Annotated in this window: 18 protein-coding genes; 16 read left to right on the forward strand and 2 right to left on the reverse strand. The window is 39.7% G+C overall.

Annotated features, from left to right (window positions below):
* Positions 1 to 34 precede the first annotated feature (34 nt).
* The 14 genes from B9A91_RS08850 to B9A91_RS08910 all read left to right on the forward strand — a co-directional run bounded on the left by B9A91_RS08850 (position 35) and on the right by B9A91_RS08910 (position 13,636).
* Positions 35 to 1,318: a FecR family protein gene (locus tag B9A91_RS08850; protein ID WP_084237985.1), complete on the forward strand. Its 1,284-nt coding sequence runs from the start codon at positions 35 to 37 to the stop codon at positions 1,316 to 1,318.
* A 298-nt stretch (positions 1,319 to 1,616) separates the two neighbouring features.
* A complete protein-coding gene (locus B9A91_RS08855) occupies positions 1,617 to 5,087 on the forward strand; it encodes a SusC/RagA family TonB-linked outer membrane protein (RefSeq protein ID WP_159451677.1) in 3,471 nt (1,156 codons plus the stop codon).
* Positions 5,088 to 5,122: 35 nt separating this feature from the next.
* The gene (locus tag B9A91_RS08860) at positions 5,123 to 6,523 is read left to right on the forward strand and encodes a RagB/SusD family nutrient uptake outer membrane protein (protein WP_084237987.1); all 1,401 of its coding nucleotides are present in this window, start codon (positions 5,123 to 5,125) and stop codon (positions 6,521 to 6,523) included.
* Between the two features lie 27 nt (positions 6,524 to 6,550).
* Positions 6,551 to 7,954, forward strand: coding sequence for a TlpA family protein disulfide reductase (locus tag B9A91_RS08865; protein WP_084237988.1), 1,404 nt, complete (start codon positions 6,551 to 6,553; stop codon positions 7,952 to 7,954).
* Positions 7,955 to 7,964: 10 nt separating this feature from the next.
* Positions 7,965 to 8,411 carry a protein-disulfide reductase DsbD domain-containing protein gene (locus B9A91_RS08870; RefSeq protein ID WP_084237989.1) on the forward strand — a complete coding sequence of 149 codons (447 nt, stop codon included), beginning with the start codon at positions 7,965 to 7,967 and terminating at the stop codon, positions 8,409 to 8,411.
* 110 nt (positions 8,412 to 8,521) lie between these two features.
* Positions 8,522 to 8,689 (forward strand): hypothetical protein, encoded by a 168-nt coding sequence (locus B9A91_RS24115; RefSeq protein WP_159451678.1) that lies wholly within the window; start codon positions 8,522 to 8,524, stop codon positions 8,687 to 8,689.
* Between the two features lie 2 nt (positions 8,690 to 8,691).
* Positions 8,692 to 9,222, forward strand: a complete 531-nt coding sequence (locus B9A91_RS08875) for a LytTR family DNA-binding domain-containing protein (protein ID WP_084237990.1) — start codon at positions 8,692 to 8,694, stop codon at positions 9,220 to 9,222.
* Between the two features lie 312 nt (positions 9,223 to 9,534).
* Positions 9,535 to 10,164: a Crp/Fnr family transcriptional regulator gene (locus tag B9A91_RS08880; RefSeq protein WP_084237991.1), complete on the forward strand. Its 630-nt coding sequence runs from the start codon at positions 9,535 to 9,537 to the stop codon at positions 10,162 to 10,164.
* Between the two features lie 152 nt (positions 10,165 to 10,316).
* Positions 10,317 to 11,135, forward strand: a complete 819-nt coding sequence (locus B9A91_RS08885; protein WP_200815622.1) for a BRO-N domain-containing protein — start codon at positions 10,317 to 10,319, stop codon at positions 11,133 to 11,135.
* 281 nt (positions 11,136 to 11,416) lie between these two features.
* A complete protein-coding gene (locus B9A91_RS08890) occupies positions 11,417 to 11,758 on the forward strand; it encodes a hypothetical protein (RefSeq protein ID WP_084237993.1) in 342 nt (113 codons plus the stop codon).
* 9 nt (positions 11,759 to 11,767) lie between these two features.
* On the forward strand, positions 11,768 to 12,214 hold the full coding sequence (locus B9A91_RS08895) for a MauE/DoxX family redox-associated membrane protein (protein ID WP_084237994.1): 447 nt from the start codon (positions 11,768 to 11,770) through the stop codon (positions 12,212 to 12,214).
* An 85-nt stretch (positions 12,215 to 12,299) separates the two neighbouring features.
* The gene (locus B9A91_RS08900; protein ID WP_084237995.1) at positions 12,300 to 12,566 is read left to right on the forward strand and encodes a hypothetical protein; all 267 of its coding nucleotides are present in this window, start codon (positions 12,300 to 12,302) and stop codon (positions 12,564 to 12,566) included.
* A 45-nt stretch (positions 12,567 to 12,611) separates the two neighbouring features.
* Positions 12,612 to 13,427: a hypothetical protein gene (locus B9A91_RS08905; RefSeq protein ID WP_084237996.1), complete on the forward strand. Its 816-nt coding sequence runs from the start codon at positions 12,612 to 12,614 to the stop codon at positions 13,425 to 13,427.
* 20 nt (positions 13,428 to 13,447) lie between these two features.
* On the forward strand, positions 13,448 to 13,636 hold the full coding sequence (locus tag B9A91_RS08910; RefSeq protein ID WP_084237997.1) for a hypothetical protein: 189 nt from the start codon (positions 13,448 to 13,450) through the stop codon (positions 13,634 to 13,636).
* A 76-nt stretch (positions 13,637 to 13,712) separates the two neighbouring features.
* Here B9A91_RS08910 and B9A91_RS08915 read toward each other — a convergent pair whose 3' ends face one another.
* A complete protein-coding gene (locus B9A91_RS08915) occupies positions 13,713 to 14,462 on the reverse strand; it encodes a hypothetical protein (protein WP_084237998.1) in 750 nt (249 codons plus the stop codon).
* Positions 14,459 to 15,133, reverse strand: coding sequence for a hypothetical protein (locus B9A91_RS08920; protein ID WP_084237999.1), 675 nt, complete (start codon positions 15,131 to 15,133; stop codon positions 14,459 to 14,461). The genes B9A91_RS08915 and B9A91_RS08920 overlap by 4 nt, the downstream gene beginning before the upstream one ends.
* A 177-nt stretch (positions 15,134 to 15,310) precedes the next feature.
* On the opposite strand from B9A91_RS08920, the gene B9A91_RS08925 reads away from it, so the two are divergent.
* Complete coding sequence (locus B9A91_RS08925; RefSeq protein WP_084238000.1) at positions 15,311 to 16,669, forward strand: ATP-binding protein; 1,359 nt, start codon at positions 15,311 to 15,313, stop codon at positions 16,667 to 16,669.
* 87 nt (positions 16,670 to 16,756) lie between these two features.
* A complete protein-coding gene (locus B9A91_RS08930) occupies positions 16,757 to 17,473 on the forward strand; it encodes a hypothetical protein (RefSeq protein ID WP_084238001.1) in 717 nt (238 codons plus the stop codon).
* Positions 17,474 to 17,493: the final 20 nt, after the last annotated feature.

Raw genomic sequence — 17,493 nt, forward strand, 5'->3', positions numbered from 1 at the left:
TGCCGAGCGTCTTACCCTTAAAACAGCATAAAAAATGGACAGCCAGGTTTATACCATTTTAGAGAGATACTACAGGAACGAATGTTCGGCGGAGGAAGTGCGTTTGCTGATAGGCCACTTTAATACGGCTTCTGAGCAGGACCTGATGAACTACATCATGAAGGGTTTTGAACTGGAGAAAAGGGAAATGAACTATGATGGTGCAGACAAGGAAACCCTGGATGCTGTTTACCGCAACCTGGAAGAAAGGATAAGACAGAATAAAGCCCATAACACAATAGCAAGGGAGAGCAGGCCTTTATGGCCGCGCTACATAGGCGCAGCCGCGGCGGCAGCTGCAATTGTTTTCGGCATCTGGTTTTATAACACCTCCCGTCATCTCGAGGGAAGCGGAGCAACGAGAAATCTCTTGAACTCTGCTAAAAACGACATCGCCCCTGGCCATAACGGTGCAACTTTAACTTTTGCCAGCGGCAAAACCATAAACCTGAGTGATAAGAAGAACGGAGTAATAGTTGGGGATGATTTAAGGTATGATGATCATACTCTTGTTATCCAGAGCAACCCTTTGTCATCCAGAGCGAACGCGAAGGATCCAGATCCCTCCGAAGTCGGGATGACAGGCAAACAGCGGGATGACAAAGTGGGCGAGATCATAGCACAAACAACCAAAGGCCAGCTTTACTCCATTATTTTGCAAGATGGCACAAAAGCTTGGTTAAATAGCGCTAGTAAATTGAGCTTTTCTTCAAAATTTGGGAAAACCGCCCAAAGAATTGTAGAGATATCAGGAGAAGTTTATTTTGAAGTAGTAAAAGATGCCAGGCGGCCTTTCATTGTAAGAAGCCACGGCCAGGAAGTAACCGTACTGGGTACGCATTTTAACGTAAAGGCCTACAGCGATGAACCAGCGATAAGAACTACCCTACTGGAAGGTTCGGTACGCCTTTCCCGTCATCTCGAGGGAAGCGCAGCGACGAGAGATCTCTCCTATCGTCGGGAAGACGCTGTACTCCTTAAACCTGGCCAGCAGGCCACAAACACCGGTACTGCTATAAAAGTAGAAGCCGTAAACGCTGCTGATGCCATAGCCTGGAAAAGCGGCAGGTTTGCCTTTAACAGAACCAGCCTGGAAGCCGTACTGCGCGAAATGGGCCGTTGGTACAACGTAGACATAAAATACCCCGATGGCATACCAGACGAACAATTTACAGGTAACATAAACCGGAACAATACCCTGGCCCAGGCGCTTGACATTTTAAAGTTTATGAAAGTGAAATTTGAAATACAGGGCCGCACCATAATTGTAAAGAAATAAAAAAGACATCATCCCTTTAACTAATCCTATAAACCAAAAAAAAACTAAAAATGAAAACAGAAAAACGAACGTAAAAAGGAATGATGAACAGGGAGCTTTAAATAAGAAGCCGGATAGTAGTTCGAAGTACCATCCGGCGGGCGATTGAGCTAACCTTTCCCTAAGGCCTAAGCCGGCAGGGATAAAAACAATTGCTAGAACAATATTTTATCAACTCAACCAAAGTAAAGTTATGCATTTATTTGCTCATAACCCAGGTATACGTTTATTGCGTATACCGCCTAAACTGCTGTTAACAATGAAGCTAACCACTTTCATTTTAATGATAGCCCTGGCCCAGGTAAGTGCCAGAGGATTCGGACAGAAAATAACCCTGAATGAAATTAACGCGCCTATTGAAAAAATTCTACAATCTATAAAAAGCCAATCTGGCTATGGTTTTATTTACAACGTAAAAGACCTGGACAACCGCAAAATAACGCTTAAACTTAAGGATGCCACAATTGAAGAAGCTGTAAAAAGCCTGACTAAGGACTTACAACTGAGCTACAAAATTGTAAGCAAGGATATTGTGCTGACCAGAGAAGAGCCTTCCTTTCTGGATAAAATCAAATCTGCTTTTGCTGATCGTGATGTGCGGGGCCGTGTGGTGGATGAGCAAGGCAATCCGATGCCGAACGCAAGCATCCAGATAAAAGGGACTAGCAAGGCTACAACGAGCAATGATAAAGGTGAGTTTGTGATTAAAGATGTAGCAGATGATGCGGTACTTGTGATTTCTTATGTGGGTTATAAACAACTGGAACTTTCAGTTAGGGGGGCTGTTATGCCGTTGGATATAAAACTAAATCAGGTGACAGGGGAATTGGAAGAGGTAAATGTGGAATACAGCACGGGTTACCAGAAAATACCTAAAGAAAGAGCTACGGGTAGTTTTGAATTTATTGATAACTCGATGATTAATCGTAGCGTGGGAGACAAAATTTTAGACAGAATTAAGAATCTAACTGCTGGAGTATCAATAAATCCGGTGGGAGTTGATCCATTAATTATTAGAGGACGCTACAGTATGGAATTAGATGTGTCCCCTTTAATTGTGCTAGACAATTTTCCATACGATGGAAATATTAATAATATTAATCCTAATGATGTAGAAAATATAACTATTTTAAAGGACGCAGCTGCGGCTTCGATTTGGGGATCTCGGGCTGGTAATGGGGTCATTGTAATTACGACAAAAAGGGGGAAAGGTGGTAAGCCTTCAGTTTCAACAAATCAAAATGTAATCGTACAACCTCGGCCTGATTTATATAATACTTCAAGTATATCAGCTAGTGACTATATAGATCTAGAAAAATTTTTGTTCACAAAAGGACAATATAATATTCTAGAACTATTAAATAATTTAAATATTGCTAGATCTCCATTTACACCAGTTGTTGAACTTTTATTAGCAGAAAGAAAAGGACTAATATCTTCCAACGAGGTTACAAATAAAATAAATTCCTTTCGTAGCATTGATGCCAGAGAAGACATTAAAAAATACTTTTACCAGACTAGTTTACGTCAGCAACATGCGGTTAACTTAAGTGGGGATACACAATACCTAAATTACTATTTTTCTGCTGGATTAGACAACGCTCGTTTATCTCTGCTCGGAAATTCAACTAACAGAGTTACGATACAAAGCCAAAACACCATAAAAGTAACTAGCAAGGTCAATATTAATCTTGGCTTAAGTTATGTAAATAATTCAACTTATATAGGTTCAAATCGTGGAGAATTTATTACTGCTGGACAAAAGTCATTTTTATATCCTTATGCTGATTTGGCAAGCAATTCAGGAGAGGCTTTAGCTTTGGTACAACAGTATCGTCAAATGTATATCGACACGGTAGGGAATGGTAGATTAATGGATTGGACTTATAAACCCTTAAATGACATCCAAGCCACTGTAACAAGGGATATTAAGAAAGATTTCACGATAAGAGCTGGGCTGGATATCGTGTTAACCCCAACGTTGAAGGCTAATGTTCAATATCAAAATCAGAGTTTGGTAGGAGGAGGTAATACAAACTATTCTCTTGAGTCGTATCATACTAGAAATTTGATCAATATGTTTACCCAAGTAGGTCAAGACGGCCATTTGTCGTATCCTATTCCAAAAGGTGATATATTAGAAACAAATAACAGTCAACTAATTTCTCATCAAGGAAGAGTAGGCCTGTCTTACAATGAGAAACTTGGTAAAAGACATGAAATTGTTGCTATCGCAGGAGCCGAAATTAAAGATTTAAATCAAAAGAATATTTCAGGGATTTATTATGGATATAAAGAAAAAGGGAGCTTTGTGTCTTCTAATTTGAATTATACAAATAGTTATAAGATGTATTACAGCCCCGTTAACACTAACCAAATCCCCTATAAAGAAAGCATTGGCGAAACTACGGATAGATTTGTTTCCTATTTTGCAAATTTTGCTTATACCTATGCTGGTAAATTGACCTTCTCGGCAAGCGGCAGAAGTGATGCAGCTAATCTTTTTGGAGCTAAAACCAATAAGCAAAGAGGTGTTCCATTATGGTCTCTGGGTACTAGTTGGGCGGTTTCGAATGAAGATTTTTATAATATAAACTGGATGCCGTTGTTAAACTTTAGGGTGACTTATGGAAGTGGCGGTAACATTTCACGCAGGACAACAGCAGTTGTTACAATTGTTGAGAAGCCTTCTGATGTAACTCTTTTTCCTACGGCTACTATTTTAAATCCACCAAATGAACGGTTAAGGTGGGAGCAAGTTAAAACCTTTAATGTCTCAGCAAATTTTGGCTTATTTAAAAATAGAATTACTGGAACGCTTGACTTTTATTTAAAAAAATCTACCGATGTAATGGCAACATTCCCAGTAGATCCTACATTGGGTGTGGGTAATACATTGTCTGCAAATGTGGCCGGGGTTAAAGGTCAGGGTTTAGAAGTAGTCCTAGACTCGAGAAATACTGACGGAGTCGTAAAATGGTCAACACGATTTTTATTCTCGACCTCTAATTCAAAATTGACGAAATGGTTAATGCCGGTATCGAATACGGGACAGACCTATCTTTCTTCTGGTGGTGTGGTACCAATTTTAGGTAAATCACTGTATGGTTTGTACACCTATAAAGCAGGGCCTTTGGATCCAAATACCGGAGATCCACAAGGGTACGTTGGAAATGCCTTAAGTAAAGATTATGAAGCTCTGATGAGAGACGTAACTTTGGATAGTTTGAAATATAATGGTTCAAGAGAGCCAATTTACTCAGGGTCAATTATGAATACTTTTAGGTGGAAATCGCTCTGCCTATCATTTAATATAAGTTATAAGCTAGGATATTACTTTCAGAGAAATTCAATAAATTATACCACTTTGATCACTCAATGGGGAGGGCATGGTGACTACAGTAAACGCTGGCAAAAACCGGGAGACGAAAAGAATACTGATGTTCCTTCTTTCGTTTATCCAATTGATCCTAACCGATCGGAGTTCTATCTTAATTCAAGTTCATTGGTGGAACGGGCTGATCATATACGTCTCGAAGATGTTAAGCTGGAATACGTTATAACTAAGGCTTTATGGAAGAGCATGCCTTTTAAGACAATAAACCTTTATGCTTATAGTCAGGTTAACATGCTAATGTGGAATGCTTCCAAGAAGGATATCGATCCATATTACGACAATATTTCACGACCATCGAAAACTTTTTCTATCGGCTTAAATATTACCCTGTAAGAAAGATCGAAAACACTTTTAAAAACAAGATAATTATGAAACATATAAGAATCCTGCTCCTTCTAATATATATACTTGGTGGTTGCAGCAAAGCTGAATTTCTAAGCAAAGAACCCGATTCGTCGAAGCTAGAGTTAAAAACATTAGATCAATTACAGGCGTTGTTGGATTATGACTTACTCATGAATGGACGCGAAAGAACTGGAATTGATCCAAATTATCTCTTGATTGGAGCTGACGACTATTTTATGCCTGAACCAAATTTAACCACAATAGTTAGCGATCCTTTCTTCCGCAATTTGTATACTTGGAACGATAAAATGCATGATACAGAGGTTGATAATTGGAGTAGAATCTATACCGCTATTTTCTACGCAAATGCAGCATTGGACGGATTAGATCAAATTGTCAAAAATAATGAAAATGGCCGACAATATGATTTTGTGAAGGGTGCCAGCTTATTTTTTCGAGCGCGGTTTTTTTTTCAACTAGCGCAGGTTTTTGCTCCGCCCTATAATTCATTAACCGCTGAAAGTGATCTTGGAGTTGTTTTGAGGTTAAAATCGGATGTCAACGAAAAATTGAAAAGAAGTACAGTAAAAGAAACTTATGATAAAATTATTGGGGATTTAAAAGAAGCTGCTGTAAGGTTGCCCGTGACGACAAACTTACCATATAAAACAAGGCCAAATAAAGCAGCAGCTTACATGATGCTAGCAAAAGTACTACTGCTAACAAAAGACTATCAACAGTCATTAAAATATGCTGATTCAGCCCTGACTATACAGAATAAGCTAATGGATTTCAATGACTTTACTTCGGCAACTCAAACCTCTACGGCATTACCGATACCAGTTGACAATCCTGAAGTCATTTTTTTTAGCATGTTTATGGGTACATACAATACCATTGTCTCTCCATCATTGGCAAGAATTGACAGTACTCTCTATAAATCTTATGAGCTTAATGATTTGAGGAGGAATGTCTTTTTCACTGCTAACGCCGCCAATGACGTAACCTTTAAAGGAAACTATATCGGCTATTTTGATAATTACTTTAGCGGCCTGGCGGTTGACGAGCTTTACTTGATTAGAGCTGAGAATAAAGTAAGATTGGGTTTGATATCTGAGGGGCTTCAAGATTTGAATACATTAATGGTAAAAAGATGGAAGGTAGGTAGCTTTGTTCCTTTCTCAACCTCAGATCCTAGCACTGCACTAGCATTGATTCTTACGGAACGTAGAAAAGAGCTTGTGCAAAGAGGTACGAGGTGGACGGATTTAAGGCGATTAAATTTAGAGGGATATAATATTAGCATAACTAGAATATTAGAAAACCAAACATACACGCTTAAACCAAATGATAAGAGGTACACCTCTCTGATTCCACCCAATGTAATTAGCATAAATCCATCTATTATCCAAAACGCCAGATAAGTTTTTAGCTTATAGTAAATTAAGGTTATGAAATTAATAATAACATTTATCGCTGTTCTGCAAGTGTTTTATGTACAAGCACAACATGCTGATGGAAGTAAAATTAGCCAAGCGAAACTTACGTCTCAATTGAGCTCAAAGCCCTTAATTCCAGGGGAAAAGGTTCCAGATTTTATATTGGGTCAAATGCTAAACCATCCCACGCTAAGATCAGCAAGAATATCCGATTTTAAAGGGAAACTATTAATATTGGATTTTTGGAATACACATTGTACCGTTTGTATTCAGCAATTTCCGAAAATAAATAAGTTGCAGGAGAAGATGGGTGATGGTGTTATAATCCTACCCGTAGGATTTGAATATGCAAACAATACAGGGGAAATTAAAAAATTTGTTCAGAAACTGCACGGTACATTTTACGAATTAGCTTTGCCCTCGATTGTCAGTCAATGGAAGGTTGGTGGTTCCGCGTGGCAAGAGAATGTCTTTTATAAACTATTTCCCTGGGAATCAATGCCGCATGAAGTTTGGATTGATGGTGATGGGCGTTTAATTGCTATTACTGATCACACTGCGTTAACAGAATCTAATATAGCTGCTGTTTTACGAGACAAGAACTATGTTTTACCTACAAGACAATTAAAATCTAAAAGAATTGGAACCGAAACCTTTTTGATCAGTCAAAATGGCGGAGTGGAACTAAAACATTATGGCTCGATACTTTCGAAATATCAGAATACTTACAAGGATAGTTATTTAGATGATTACTCAGACTCGGTTAGATGGAGGTTCTCTGCCGCAAATCAAACAGTATTTGATTATTACGTTAAGGTATATAAAGATGATTTGCCTGAATTATTTGGCGATAGTTACAATAAAAGAATATTAGTTGAATCTAAAAGTCCAGGGACATTTTATCGAAGAGGTTATGAAGGGGAATACTTAGACAATTGGGGATTTGAATCATTTTTGAATTCCAATTATTTCAGCTATGAATTAATCATGCCCAAGAGCTTTACCAAGGATAAAATTTATGAGATCATGAGGCAGGATTTCGATCGATATTTTTTTGTAAACTCTAAGATCGAAAACCGAAAAGTAAAATATTTAGCCTTGGTCGCAGATGGAAATAGATTTGTAAGTCGAAACTTAAAAGCGGGTTATGAGCAAATGGTGTCTCCTCAATGGGATAATATTGAATTTAAGAATGGTACTATAAAAGATTTTGTGACCAATTGTTTGGATAGAAGTTTCCCATCTTATATCATACTTAACCAAACAGGGTTTTCAGGAAATATAGATTTGAAACTTGAGAAAGTTAAAAGGAACGACTTACAATATTGGAATACCGCCTTAAATAGATATGATTTGAAACTTGTAGAGGTGGAAGGAGAGTTTCCAATGCTGGTGCTAAGGGATCTAAGAGAATAATTAACTTAATATGAAGAATAGACTATTAATATTTAGCCTGTGCTTGCTGTTTAGCAGTACGCAAGCGCAGATACTGAACCCCGTAAACTGGAGTTACGGAGCTAAGAAAATTTCTGCGACAGAAGCAGTGTTGTATCTAAAAGCGACTATGGACTCGGGCTGGCATATTTATTCAGTAAACCAAAAGGACGGTGGCCCATTGAAGACCAGTTTTAAGTTTGCCGCTTCGTCAGGTTTTGTTTTGATTGGGAATGTAATGGAGCCTAAACCGATTTCGAAATTTGAAGAGGTGTATGGCCTACAGGTAGATTATTTCAAAAAGGAGGTTGTGTTTCAGCAAAGTGTTAAGTTGAAAAAGCCTGATGCTGTTGTGAAAGGTAAGATAGAATATATGGCATGTACAGATAAACAATGTACACCACCACTGGAAGTAGAATTTTCAATTCCTGTTAAATAAGAACCCGTAATTAGCTACGCTGAGCTCGTGAATAACTCGGTTAACACCTCTCAACATCCATAAAACCAGTGGAGGGCTCGCCAAGCCCTCCGCTACTTAAAACAAACGCCATGCAACAAGAAAAACAAGAACCAATTTTGATTATTGACAGGCCAGACGGCTCACAATTGAGATTATACCAGGAACTATCAGACGATTATGCAAAAAAGCTAATTGAAGAGTTTATGAAACAGGAAGGGGCGATTATCAGAAAACCAGGAATAGAAAACAAACCATAAATATGAAGAACTATTTAATTATTGACCACCATGCCCCTGCCAGCAGGGCTTTGCGGCTGGCTATAGCAGAAACTGAAGGTACGCTAAGTATCAACCAAACCCATGAGCCTGCAGAGGTAAAGGAACTCCTTGCATCGGTGCAAATTACCGCAGTGTTTGTACGATTTGAACTATGGGACCATCGCCTGTTCCCGGAATATGGCAGCATTAAAGACATGCCAGAGTTGGTTTTGCTGGGCAGCGCAGAGCAGGAACCTGTAGCCTGCTGTGGCCTGGGCCTGCCTCATTTTTTTGCTGATAGCAGTAGTGTACAGGAATTACAAAGCATATTGAATGTGGTGAACAGTGCCTTTATAAATACTATGGATTTTAGGTTTGTTTTGGCAAAAGACGGGGATAAGGTTTGTAAAGTAGACCTGCGGGAAATTATAGCCGTTGAGGCTGTAGGTGATGGCACTGTGCTGCACACCACCTGCGGTAAGTTTAGCACCGCCAAAACCCTGGATGAAATGGAAACTTTGTTGCCGGCATAGCTATTTTTTTAGACAGCGCTCAACAATATTTTGATATAAAAATCAAACGCTTTTAACGATCAACAAAAATATACGCTACCCGGGTAAATGCTTACCCTTTGCGGGCTGGAGGGTGATAGACAGCCCATTTACATCTAAACCCTAACCTACAAAAACCATGAAAATGAATTAACGCAGTAATTATTAACCGCAACCGGGGTATACCCCCATCAAAAACAGAGACAATTAATTGGTGCCATAGGCACAGCGCTTAGCAGGGCTATTTAGAGCAGACAGGCCCTGCGGCAAACTAACTTAAAATGAGATTTAAAAATGTTAAAAAATTTAAAATTCCTGGCCAGGTTAATGGCCTATTTGCAGCGTATTGATCCTGCAACTCCCCTATCGCCCAAACTGGAGCCTGAATTAAAAGACCGGATGAAAGATATATCTTTCAGAAAAAAACGCCAGACACTGGTTACACAGGACGAAAAGCCAGGCCATGCCTACTTTTTACTTAGCGGTTATGTTGTGGTATGCTATATAGACGATAAAGGCGAAATACGTGTAGTCCGCATTGCCTTTGGTGAACAGATCATCGCCATTGATGCTTTTATGCAGAACAAGCCATCGCCCTATTACATAATTGCCATGCGCGAAGCGGTATTGATTAGTATAGACTACGATAACATGCTGGCTATTTATCGTGATGTACCAGGCGTGGATGAACTTGCTGTTAAAACCTCGGCCAGCTATGAAAGGCTGGAAAAGGAACGCGACGAATTGCTGAACAAAAGCAACCGGGAGCGGGTACTGGAATTTTACAGTGACAAGCCAGATCTGCTACCGGCAAAGAAAAGCCCTTTGCAGGACTTGTATATAGCGAGCTACCTTAAAATGAATATAGATACTTTTAGAAGGGTAAGGAACAAGCTGATTGCCGAAGGGCTGCTAAAAGTATAGATTTTTTAGATAAAAGAGGCAAGATTGTTCTTTGATTTACTATTTATTGGAAAGTGTTAAAGGATATTGTTTTTTAATGTAAAACGTTGATTTTAACTACAAAACAAAAGTTTTTTTAATTGCGGCGGATGATTTAGCTTTACAAAATGGAGATGAAATTATTCGAAAATAAGCATGTCCGTTCGGTATGGAACGAGGCTGAGCAGAAGTGGTATTTTGTAGTTGAAGATGTTATAAGTATTCTAACGGATAGTAAAGATCCGAAGCAATATATTAAAAAGATGCGACAACGGGACGAAGAACTTGGCAAAGGGTGGGTACAAATTGTACCCACCCTTGCGGTAGAAACTTCTGGAGGTAAACAGAAAATGGGATGTACAGATACTAAAGGTCTTTTACGCATCATTCAATCCGTTCCTTCGCCAAAAGCCGAACCTTTTAAATTGTGGCTGGCCCAGGTTGGGTCGGACAGGTTAGAAGAAATTGAAAACCCCGAGCTGGCCCAGGCCAGAATGCGGGATATTTACCGTGCAAAAGGCTACACCGAGGGTTGGATTGAAAAACGGATAAGGGGCATTGCTGTTAGAGACGGACTGACCGGGGAATGGAAAAAACGTGATGTGAAAGAAGGCGTTGAATATAGCATATTAACCGCCGAAATTAGTAAAGCTACTTTTGGTATTATTCCTTCAGATCATAGGAAAATAAAAGGGCTAACCAAACCCACCGAAAATTTAAGGGACCACATGACAGATTTGGAATTGATTTTTACCATGCTTGGTGAGGCATCAACTACAGAGATTGCCAAAAATAAAGATGCACAGGGGTTTGAAGAGAATAAAAAGGCAGCCAAACAAGGTGGTGCCATTGCCGGAATAGCCAGAAAAAAACTGGAGCAAACAACAGGGAAAAAAGTAGTGACACCAAAGAATTTCCTCCATTTAAAAGACAACAAAAAGCTTAAAGGGTAAAAATAAAGACTGCGTTGTTTCAATCTGTACCCAATTCCAACAAACAACATTTTAATTCCAGCTGATGCTGCCGGGTATGTTTACCTGGGGGTATTTGGTATTGGGATTTTTTTAAAGCTGAACCAATCCAAAACTTTGATATAAACACTTAACAATTGCCTGCGCATAAAAAAAACTGATTGCCGAAAGCCTGTTAAAAGTATAGGTTTTGTGGTATAGGTGCCATGATCTGTTTGGTTGTGGCACCCTACTTTTGTAAGTATAAATTAACAGGCGCTTTTATGAACAAACATTTAACATTCACCATTTATTTAAACAACATGAACATTGGCAGTATGGTACTGAGGGCACCCGGGAAATATTACAAGATTGCTGAACTGCTAGATGTGGTGCCCCTGGCCGCAGAGGTAGATCAATTCATTAGATCGGTTAACGCCGGTGCTGCCCCGCACAGTCTTTTTACCCTGGCCGATTTGAGCAGCGCTGCTTATGAGTTTGAGCTTAGGTTTGCTGGTATTGTTTATTTGGCTTTGCGGCTTAAAACAGGTGATAGCGGTAAGGTGCTGGTGTTTGAGTGGGAAGGCAGGTTTGGTGATTTTAGGGATGGTTTTAAGATATTTTAATAATTATTTATGAGAAAGTTAGTAGTAGTAATTAGTTATAGCCTGGGAACTTTGTTTATGTATACCGCAATAAGTAAACTGAACGGATACGGGAAGTTTGAGGCCACGATTGGCCAAAGTGCCCTGTTAACGCCTTATGCCGGTGTGCTGGCCTGGGCAGTGCCTTCGCTTGAGGTTCTAATTGCGGTGATGCTGGTGTTTAAGGGCTTGCGGCAGTTTGGTTTGTATGCTTCGCTGGGCTTGATGGCGGTGTTTACCGCATACGTATTTATCATTTTACAGTCTCCGGAAAAGCCGCCTTGTAATTGTGGAGGTGTTGTTTCGGAAATGAATTGGAGCCAGCATTTAGTTTTTAATATAGTGTTTACGGCAATGGCCGGGGCTGGGGTTGCCCTCTCTGCCCTCGCTAACCCTCACCGGCCTTCGGCCACTTCTACCTGGCAGGGAGAGGGATAAGGTATTCTAATGCGCATGAATCGAGGGGAAGCCCAAAACCTCGTAAAAAGCAGAGTAGGCAAATTGAACTTTTATAAATAAAACAATGAAAAAGTCATTATTAGGACTTGCCTTAATGGTAACGCTGGCATCGGGTGCCGTTTATGCCACCATGAACACCCCGGTTAAAAAACAACCGGCAAATGTGTACACTTATTACTTAGAGAATGAATGTGACACGCCGGTACAATGCTCGCCTGAGTTTGAAGGACCTGTGTGTTCTGAAGTCTTTGAAGGAAGAATTGTATACGATGCGCAGGGCTGCCAGGTTGGCCATGAGGTAACAACCATTCTTGGTAAAAAACAACCGTAATTGGTTTGGGGGAGGCGCTTGTACTCCCCCTCTTTTTTAAAAGCTATGAGAACACGCTACAAAATATTATTGGCACTGGTTTTTAGCATCAGTGCAGTTGCCAGCCTTTATTTTATGCAGGATAAACCTGTAAAGAACGGTTTTAACCGGGGCCCTGTTTACAGGGTTAAACCGCTGGATTCATTGGAACTTAAATACAATTACTGGTACATTAACCGCCTGGACAGCAACCGCATTTACTTTGGCAACACCATAGCCAGGCTGAATTTATTTAGCTGCGGGTATAACTTACAGGATACCCTGTACCAAAGGCTACCTGCCCCGGATGATAGCCGGGAGCAGCTGGAATGGCTGAGAAAAGAAATATCAGAAAAAATAAAACCAGCAGACCGTGGCTTTGGCATGGATGGCTATGTGGTAAAGGATATCCCGGCAGGCCGGATCTTATACACCTATTACTACCGGAATAGCTTTGTAGGTTTAGATACGGCCCTGCAGCTACTGTATACCGGTAAGTTGATTGATACCAACACGGTTGCTAAAATAGAGGTAACGGAGTACAAAGAAAGTGAACTTTGTTGGGCACGCTTTATGGCAGCGCCTGCGGTGGTTGTAAACAAGCGGGGCTATGCAGATTCGGGCTGGTTTTACAACCATTCCGGACTGGCCGGTGATAATGAGCTGCTGGAAGGTTTTAAAGCCCATGAGGTGCTGGATGTTTACCGACTGGATAACCGCAAATACAGCCACAGCATTTACCTGCCCAAGTACAAAAAGCAGGATTTAACAAACTTTGCTGTGCGTGGTAACCTGATTATTGCCTTGTATGGCAAGTACCTGCTTAGCTTTTCAATACAATAAACAGAAAGGAGGTGTTTTAATTGAGCAGATTACTGATTTATACCAAAGATGTACAGCGCATTACCGGCAAGGGCAAAACCGCAGCACAAAATTTGATTACCGCCATCAAACGGCAGTTGAAAATAGAACGGTACAGCACCCTGACGATCAGGGAATTTTGCGATTATATGCGGCTGGATGTTGAGGCCGTGCAGGCGCAGTTGAATTGAGCAATACCTTGATTTTTGCATTAACCACCCTTAGGCACCGCTGCCTACGGGTGGTTTTTACCTTTGGGTTTCATTTTTATTGAAAGGGAAATCTCATTTCTTTTTGCATTTGCTCCCGCCGCTTTATTTGATTTTCTATCCAATCATTCTCTTCTTTAGAAGAATTGAAAAAAATGTAATCCTTAGATATTTTGAAAGTGGCAGAAGGCACATATTTTTGAGCTGCTGAAATCACTGTAAAAGTTTGAGTTTTACCATTTTCATGCGTATACATGCGTACAATGAAATCTGTTTTGCCATATTTTCTTATCACTCTGTAATTGTAGTAATTAAGCGAACTGCAAACGTACATAGAATCTCGCTGCTTTGTAAGTTTATTGGTAACCACTACTTTTTGACAAGGGAAATCCCCGATTTTTTGATAGACTTCAACGTATTTAAGGCTGTAATGAGAAGATGAATCTGTTGTTTTATTGGGTTCTTCTTTAGTAGCAATCTTATATCGCTCGCCCTCGGTAAGTACCCAACGTGCACCTGTTGTGTAGTTGGTCCAATTGTACGTGGGGAAACCCTTAATAGAAATTTCTCCGGATTCGGCAGTCAATGCATCCAGCTTTCCATCTGCTTCAGGACCTAAAGACGAGGTAACTAGTTGCCCAACTTCCAAATCGCCATAAATCATCAGGTAAAGGTATGGCCCATATGGTTTTCCTTTGTAGCTGGATTCTATCGTGAATATTTCGGCCTGTACCATTTCCTGGCTGTAGGCTACCCTAACCGCAATAAGAAATAAGAACAATGTGTAGGCGAGCCTTTTTCTTATCATTGATCTGAAATTGTAAGGACTAAATTAGCGGTGATATTAGCTTTGCTATTGTTTCCGGAAACACTTATATTTTTACTGTAAGTTTGAGTGGTAATACGGCAATAGATTTTACCAGGGCATGAATACAATACGCTTGTACCAGTATTTGTAGCGGAATAGCCCGGGGCTTCAGAGAAATAATTGCTCGACCCATTGTCTTCTGCATTGCTTATATTTACGCCATGAGTTTTGTGTACCCATTGGTTTGAAGTATTCTTTTGAAAAGTAACAGATGCCCTGACATTGCAATTGTTAAAATAATAATATTGTTTGCTTCCATAATACTGCCCAGGTTCAAGTTCAATAGGAGGCTCTTCATCTAAGCTCTCAGTAACCGATAATTTTGAATTTTTAATCCTGATGCTTGCATATCTAATAGATTTTGATGAAGAAATTCTATCTTTTTTATTCCCGTTTAAAAAATTATTGATTTGTTCTTCGCTTAATTGTAGTGGGGTTACATCTTTAGGTATGTCCTTTTCGGCCACAGGAGTAAAGCCAGCCTCTAGCATCGCATTTTCAATATCTTTTTGCTTTGTCGAGGCCGCATCTTCTTTTTTACAGGAAACGACTAACAGGGCTGTAAGAAGCACCATACTACAGGAAATGGCTTTTAGTTTTTTTGCGTTCATAGTGTTTGATTTTATTGTTTACGTTTTAACATGGATAGTGTTTAACTGTAAAGCACTTAAAATGCCCCCATCCCCCAACTCATTTGAATATTTTTTAAAAAATTGATAATTATTACAAATAATTAATTTTTGATTAATTTTCTTCTTTTGAGTAAATTTGTATTGTAGATTTTAAATATGTCTGAAGATCAAAATATAGAGTACAAAGAATCCTGGAGAGATGAATATCTAAAATGGATTTGTGGTTTCGCGAATGCACATGGCGGGAAAATATTTATCGGCGTTGATGACTCCGGAAAGATTACAGGAATAGAAAATGCTGACAAGTTACTTGAAGAGATCCCTAATAAAGTAAGAGACATTTTGGGGGTGATGATTGATGTAAATGTACTTAGAAGCGGGGAGTTGAAATATTTGGAAATAATTGTTGACCCCTACCCTAATCCAATTAACTATAAAGGTCAGTACCATTACAGAAGCGGAAGTACCAAACAGGAGTTAAAAGGAGTAGCCTTGGATAAATTTCTGCTTCAAAAATATGGTAAGCATTGGGACGGTATACCTGCGCCCAGATTTAAAATTGGAGATTTAAGCGAACAAGCCTTTGCCCTTTTCAGAAAACTTGCCTTTCGAAGCAAAAGAGTATCTAACGATGTACTAGAAGAAAACAATCTGAATTTGCTTGAAAAAATGAAGCTTTTGGAAGGAGGTCATTTAAAACGGGCAGCCATTTTACTTTTTCATCCTGATCCTGAAGAACTGGTAACGGGCGCTTATATTAAAGTCGGCTTTTTTAATGCCGACCATCTACTGCTTTATCAGGACACCATTTATGGCCATCTCTTTGAACAGGTTGAAAAAACGATGGATCTGTTACTCACAAAATATCAAAAGGCCCTTATAAGCTATAAAGGTGTAAGTAGAATAGAAACTTATATGTTTCCGGAAGAGGCGCTGAGGGAAGCTCTTCTAAATGCCATTGCCCACAAGGATTATGCGAGTTGCATCCCAATTCAGATCAGTGTGTATGAAGATAAAATTATGTTGTGGAATAAAGGCTACCTGCCACCTACCTGGACAATAGAAAAGCTACTACAGAAACATTCTTCAGAACCATATAATCCAGATATAGCAAGCGCCTTTTTCCGGGCAGGGCACATCGAATCCTGGGGACAAGGAATGCAAAAAATTATTACGGAGTGCAAAAAGGAAAATAAACCGGAGCCACTTTTTGCCTACGATGCTCCTGGATTTACAATTACTTTCGAGGCTGGAACAGTAAAAACGTCGGAGAAAACTGTGGAGAAAACTGTGGAGAAAACTGTGGAGAAAACTGTGGAGAAAACTGTGGAGAAAACTCCAGTTACTTTAATCTTAGAAGCCATAAAATTAAATCCTTCTATTTCTGCTATTGAGTTACAAAGGATAACTGGATTAACCAGGCGAGGTATGGAATGGAATATCCAAAAGCTAAAAAAAGAAAAGAAATTAGAACGTATAGGTGCAGATAAAGGAGGTCATTGGAGAATTATTTAAACAGATAAATGCGGCGGTAATGTTACAATAAACAAGGCGGGCGTAGCTCAGATTTATATATTTTTGAGGCACACTAACTTCTATACTATGAGAAAAATTTTCGCTTTGTTCCTGGCTTCCTTGTTTCTATTTGCTTGTAAAAAGACATCAACGCCAGCTGAAAACCCCGATAACAATTATAATGAACGCGAATGGGTACGGATACAAATACCCGGTGGAGCTGAAGCCTCGGCCATTGCGGGCAACATAAGCGATACTTTAGTTGTAGCCACAAGGTACAACATTTACCTGGTGACCGAAAACGGCGCCAAGGTAACACCCGCTTCAAAAAACCTGAACTATATTCCCGGCCTTCTTACGGTAAAAGATACCATCTTTGCCCTGGCAGGAGAATCTTACGATGCAAAATTTGAAAAACATTATGCAGCAACGGGCACTTATTACACGCTAGACAAGGGTAAGACCTGGGTATCTACGCACCGGCCAAACATGTTTATGGTTAATGGTGAAGCCAGCAGCATAGATTTGACCCAATTTAAACTTCAGTACCGCGCCGGGGCCGATTTAAATGGCGACAAAAGCAACAACTGGGTACTCCAGACTTACATTATTAAAACAACAGCTTCGGGAACAACTACCAGGTTTACGCCGCCAATTGAAAACAGGCAGCCGCTTAACCTTCACATCGATAAGGATAACCGATTGTATATTGCTACTGGTGGTAGTTTTACGGAAGCAGGCGTTTATTTGAAGGCAATTTCGCAAAGCCCGGCTTATATTTATGTTTCGAAAAACCCGGTTTAGTCATTTCAGTACCTGATTCT

The organism is Pedobacter africanus (assembly GCF_900176535.1).
GTDB lineage: Bacteria > Bacteroidota > Bacteroidia > Sphingobacteriales > Sphingobacteriaceae > Pedobacter > Pedobacter africanus.

Bases quoted from the DNA above. Each gene is read 5' to 3' on its own strand.
- B9A91_RS08850 (WP_084237985.1), top strand. From the start codon at position 35: ATGGACAGCCAGGTTTATACCATTTTAGAGAGATACTACAGGAACGAA.
- B9A91_RS08855 (WP_159451677.1), top strand. From the start codon at position 1,617: ATGAAGCTAACCACTTTCATTTTAATGATAGCCCTGGCCCAGGTAAGT.
- B9A91_RS08860 (WP_084237987.1), top strand. From the start codon at position 5,123: ATGAAACATATAAGAATCCTGCTCCTTCTAATATATATACTTGGTGGT.
- B9A91_RS08865 (WP_084237988.1), top strand. From the start codon at position 6,551: ATGAAATTAATAATAACATTTATCGCTGTTCTGCAAGTGTTTTATGTA.
- B9A91_RS08870 (WP_084237989.1), top strand. From the start codon at position 7,965: ATGAAGAATAGACTATTAATATTTAGCCTGTGCTTGCTGTTTAGCAGT.
- B9A91_RS24115 (WP_159451678.1), top strand. From the start codon at position 8,522: ATGCAACAAGAAAAACAAGAACCAATTTTGATTATTGACAGGCCAGAC.
- B9A91_RS08875 (WP_084237990.1), top strand. From the start codon at position 8,692: ATGAAGAACTATTTAATTATTGACCACCATGCCCCTGCCAGCAGGGCT.
- B9A91_RS08880 (WP_084237991.1), top strand. From the start codon at position 9,535: ATGTTAAAAAATTTAAAATTCCTGGCCAGGTTAATGGCCTATTTGCAG.
- B9A91_RS08885 (WP_200815622.1), top strand. From the start codon at position 10,317: ATGAAATTATTCGAAAATAAGCATGTCCGTTCGGTATGGAACGAGGCT.
- B9A91_RS08890 (WP_084237993.1), top strand. From the start codon at position 11,417: ATGAACAAACATTTAACATTCACCATTTATTTAAACAACATGAACATT.
- B9A91_RS08895 (WP_084237994.1), top strand. From the start codon at position 11,768: ATGAGAAAGTTAGTAGTAGTAATTAGTTATAGCCTGGGAACTTTGTTT.
- B9A91_RS08900 (WP_084237995.1), top strand. From the start codon at position 12,300: ATGAAAAAGTCATTATTAGGACTTGCCTTAATGGTAACGCTGGCATCG.
- B9A91_RS08905 (WP_084237996.1), top strand. From the start codon at position 12,612: ATGAGAACACGCTACAAAATATTATTGGCACTGGTTTTTAGCATCAGT.
- B9A91_RS08915 (WP_084237998.1), bottom strand. From the start codon at position 14,462: ATGATAAGAAAAAGGCTCGCCTACACATTGTTCTTATTTCTTATTGCG.
- B9A91_RS08920 (WP_084237999.1), bottom strand. From the start codon at position 15,133: ATGAACGCAAAAAAACTAAAAGCCATTTCCTGTAGTATGGTGCTTCTT.
- B9A91_RS08925 (WP_084238000.1), top strand. From the start codon at position 15,311: ATGTCTGAAGATCAAAATATAGAGTACAAAGAATCCTGGAGAGATGAA.
- B9A91_RS08930 (WP_084238001.1), top strand. From the start codon at position 16,757: ATGAGAAAAATTTTCGCTTTGTTCCTGGCTTCCTTGTTTCTATTTGCT.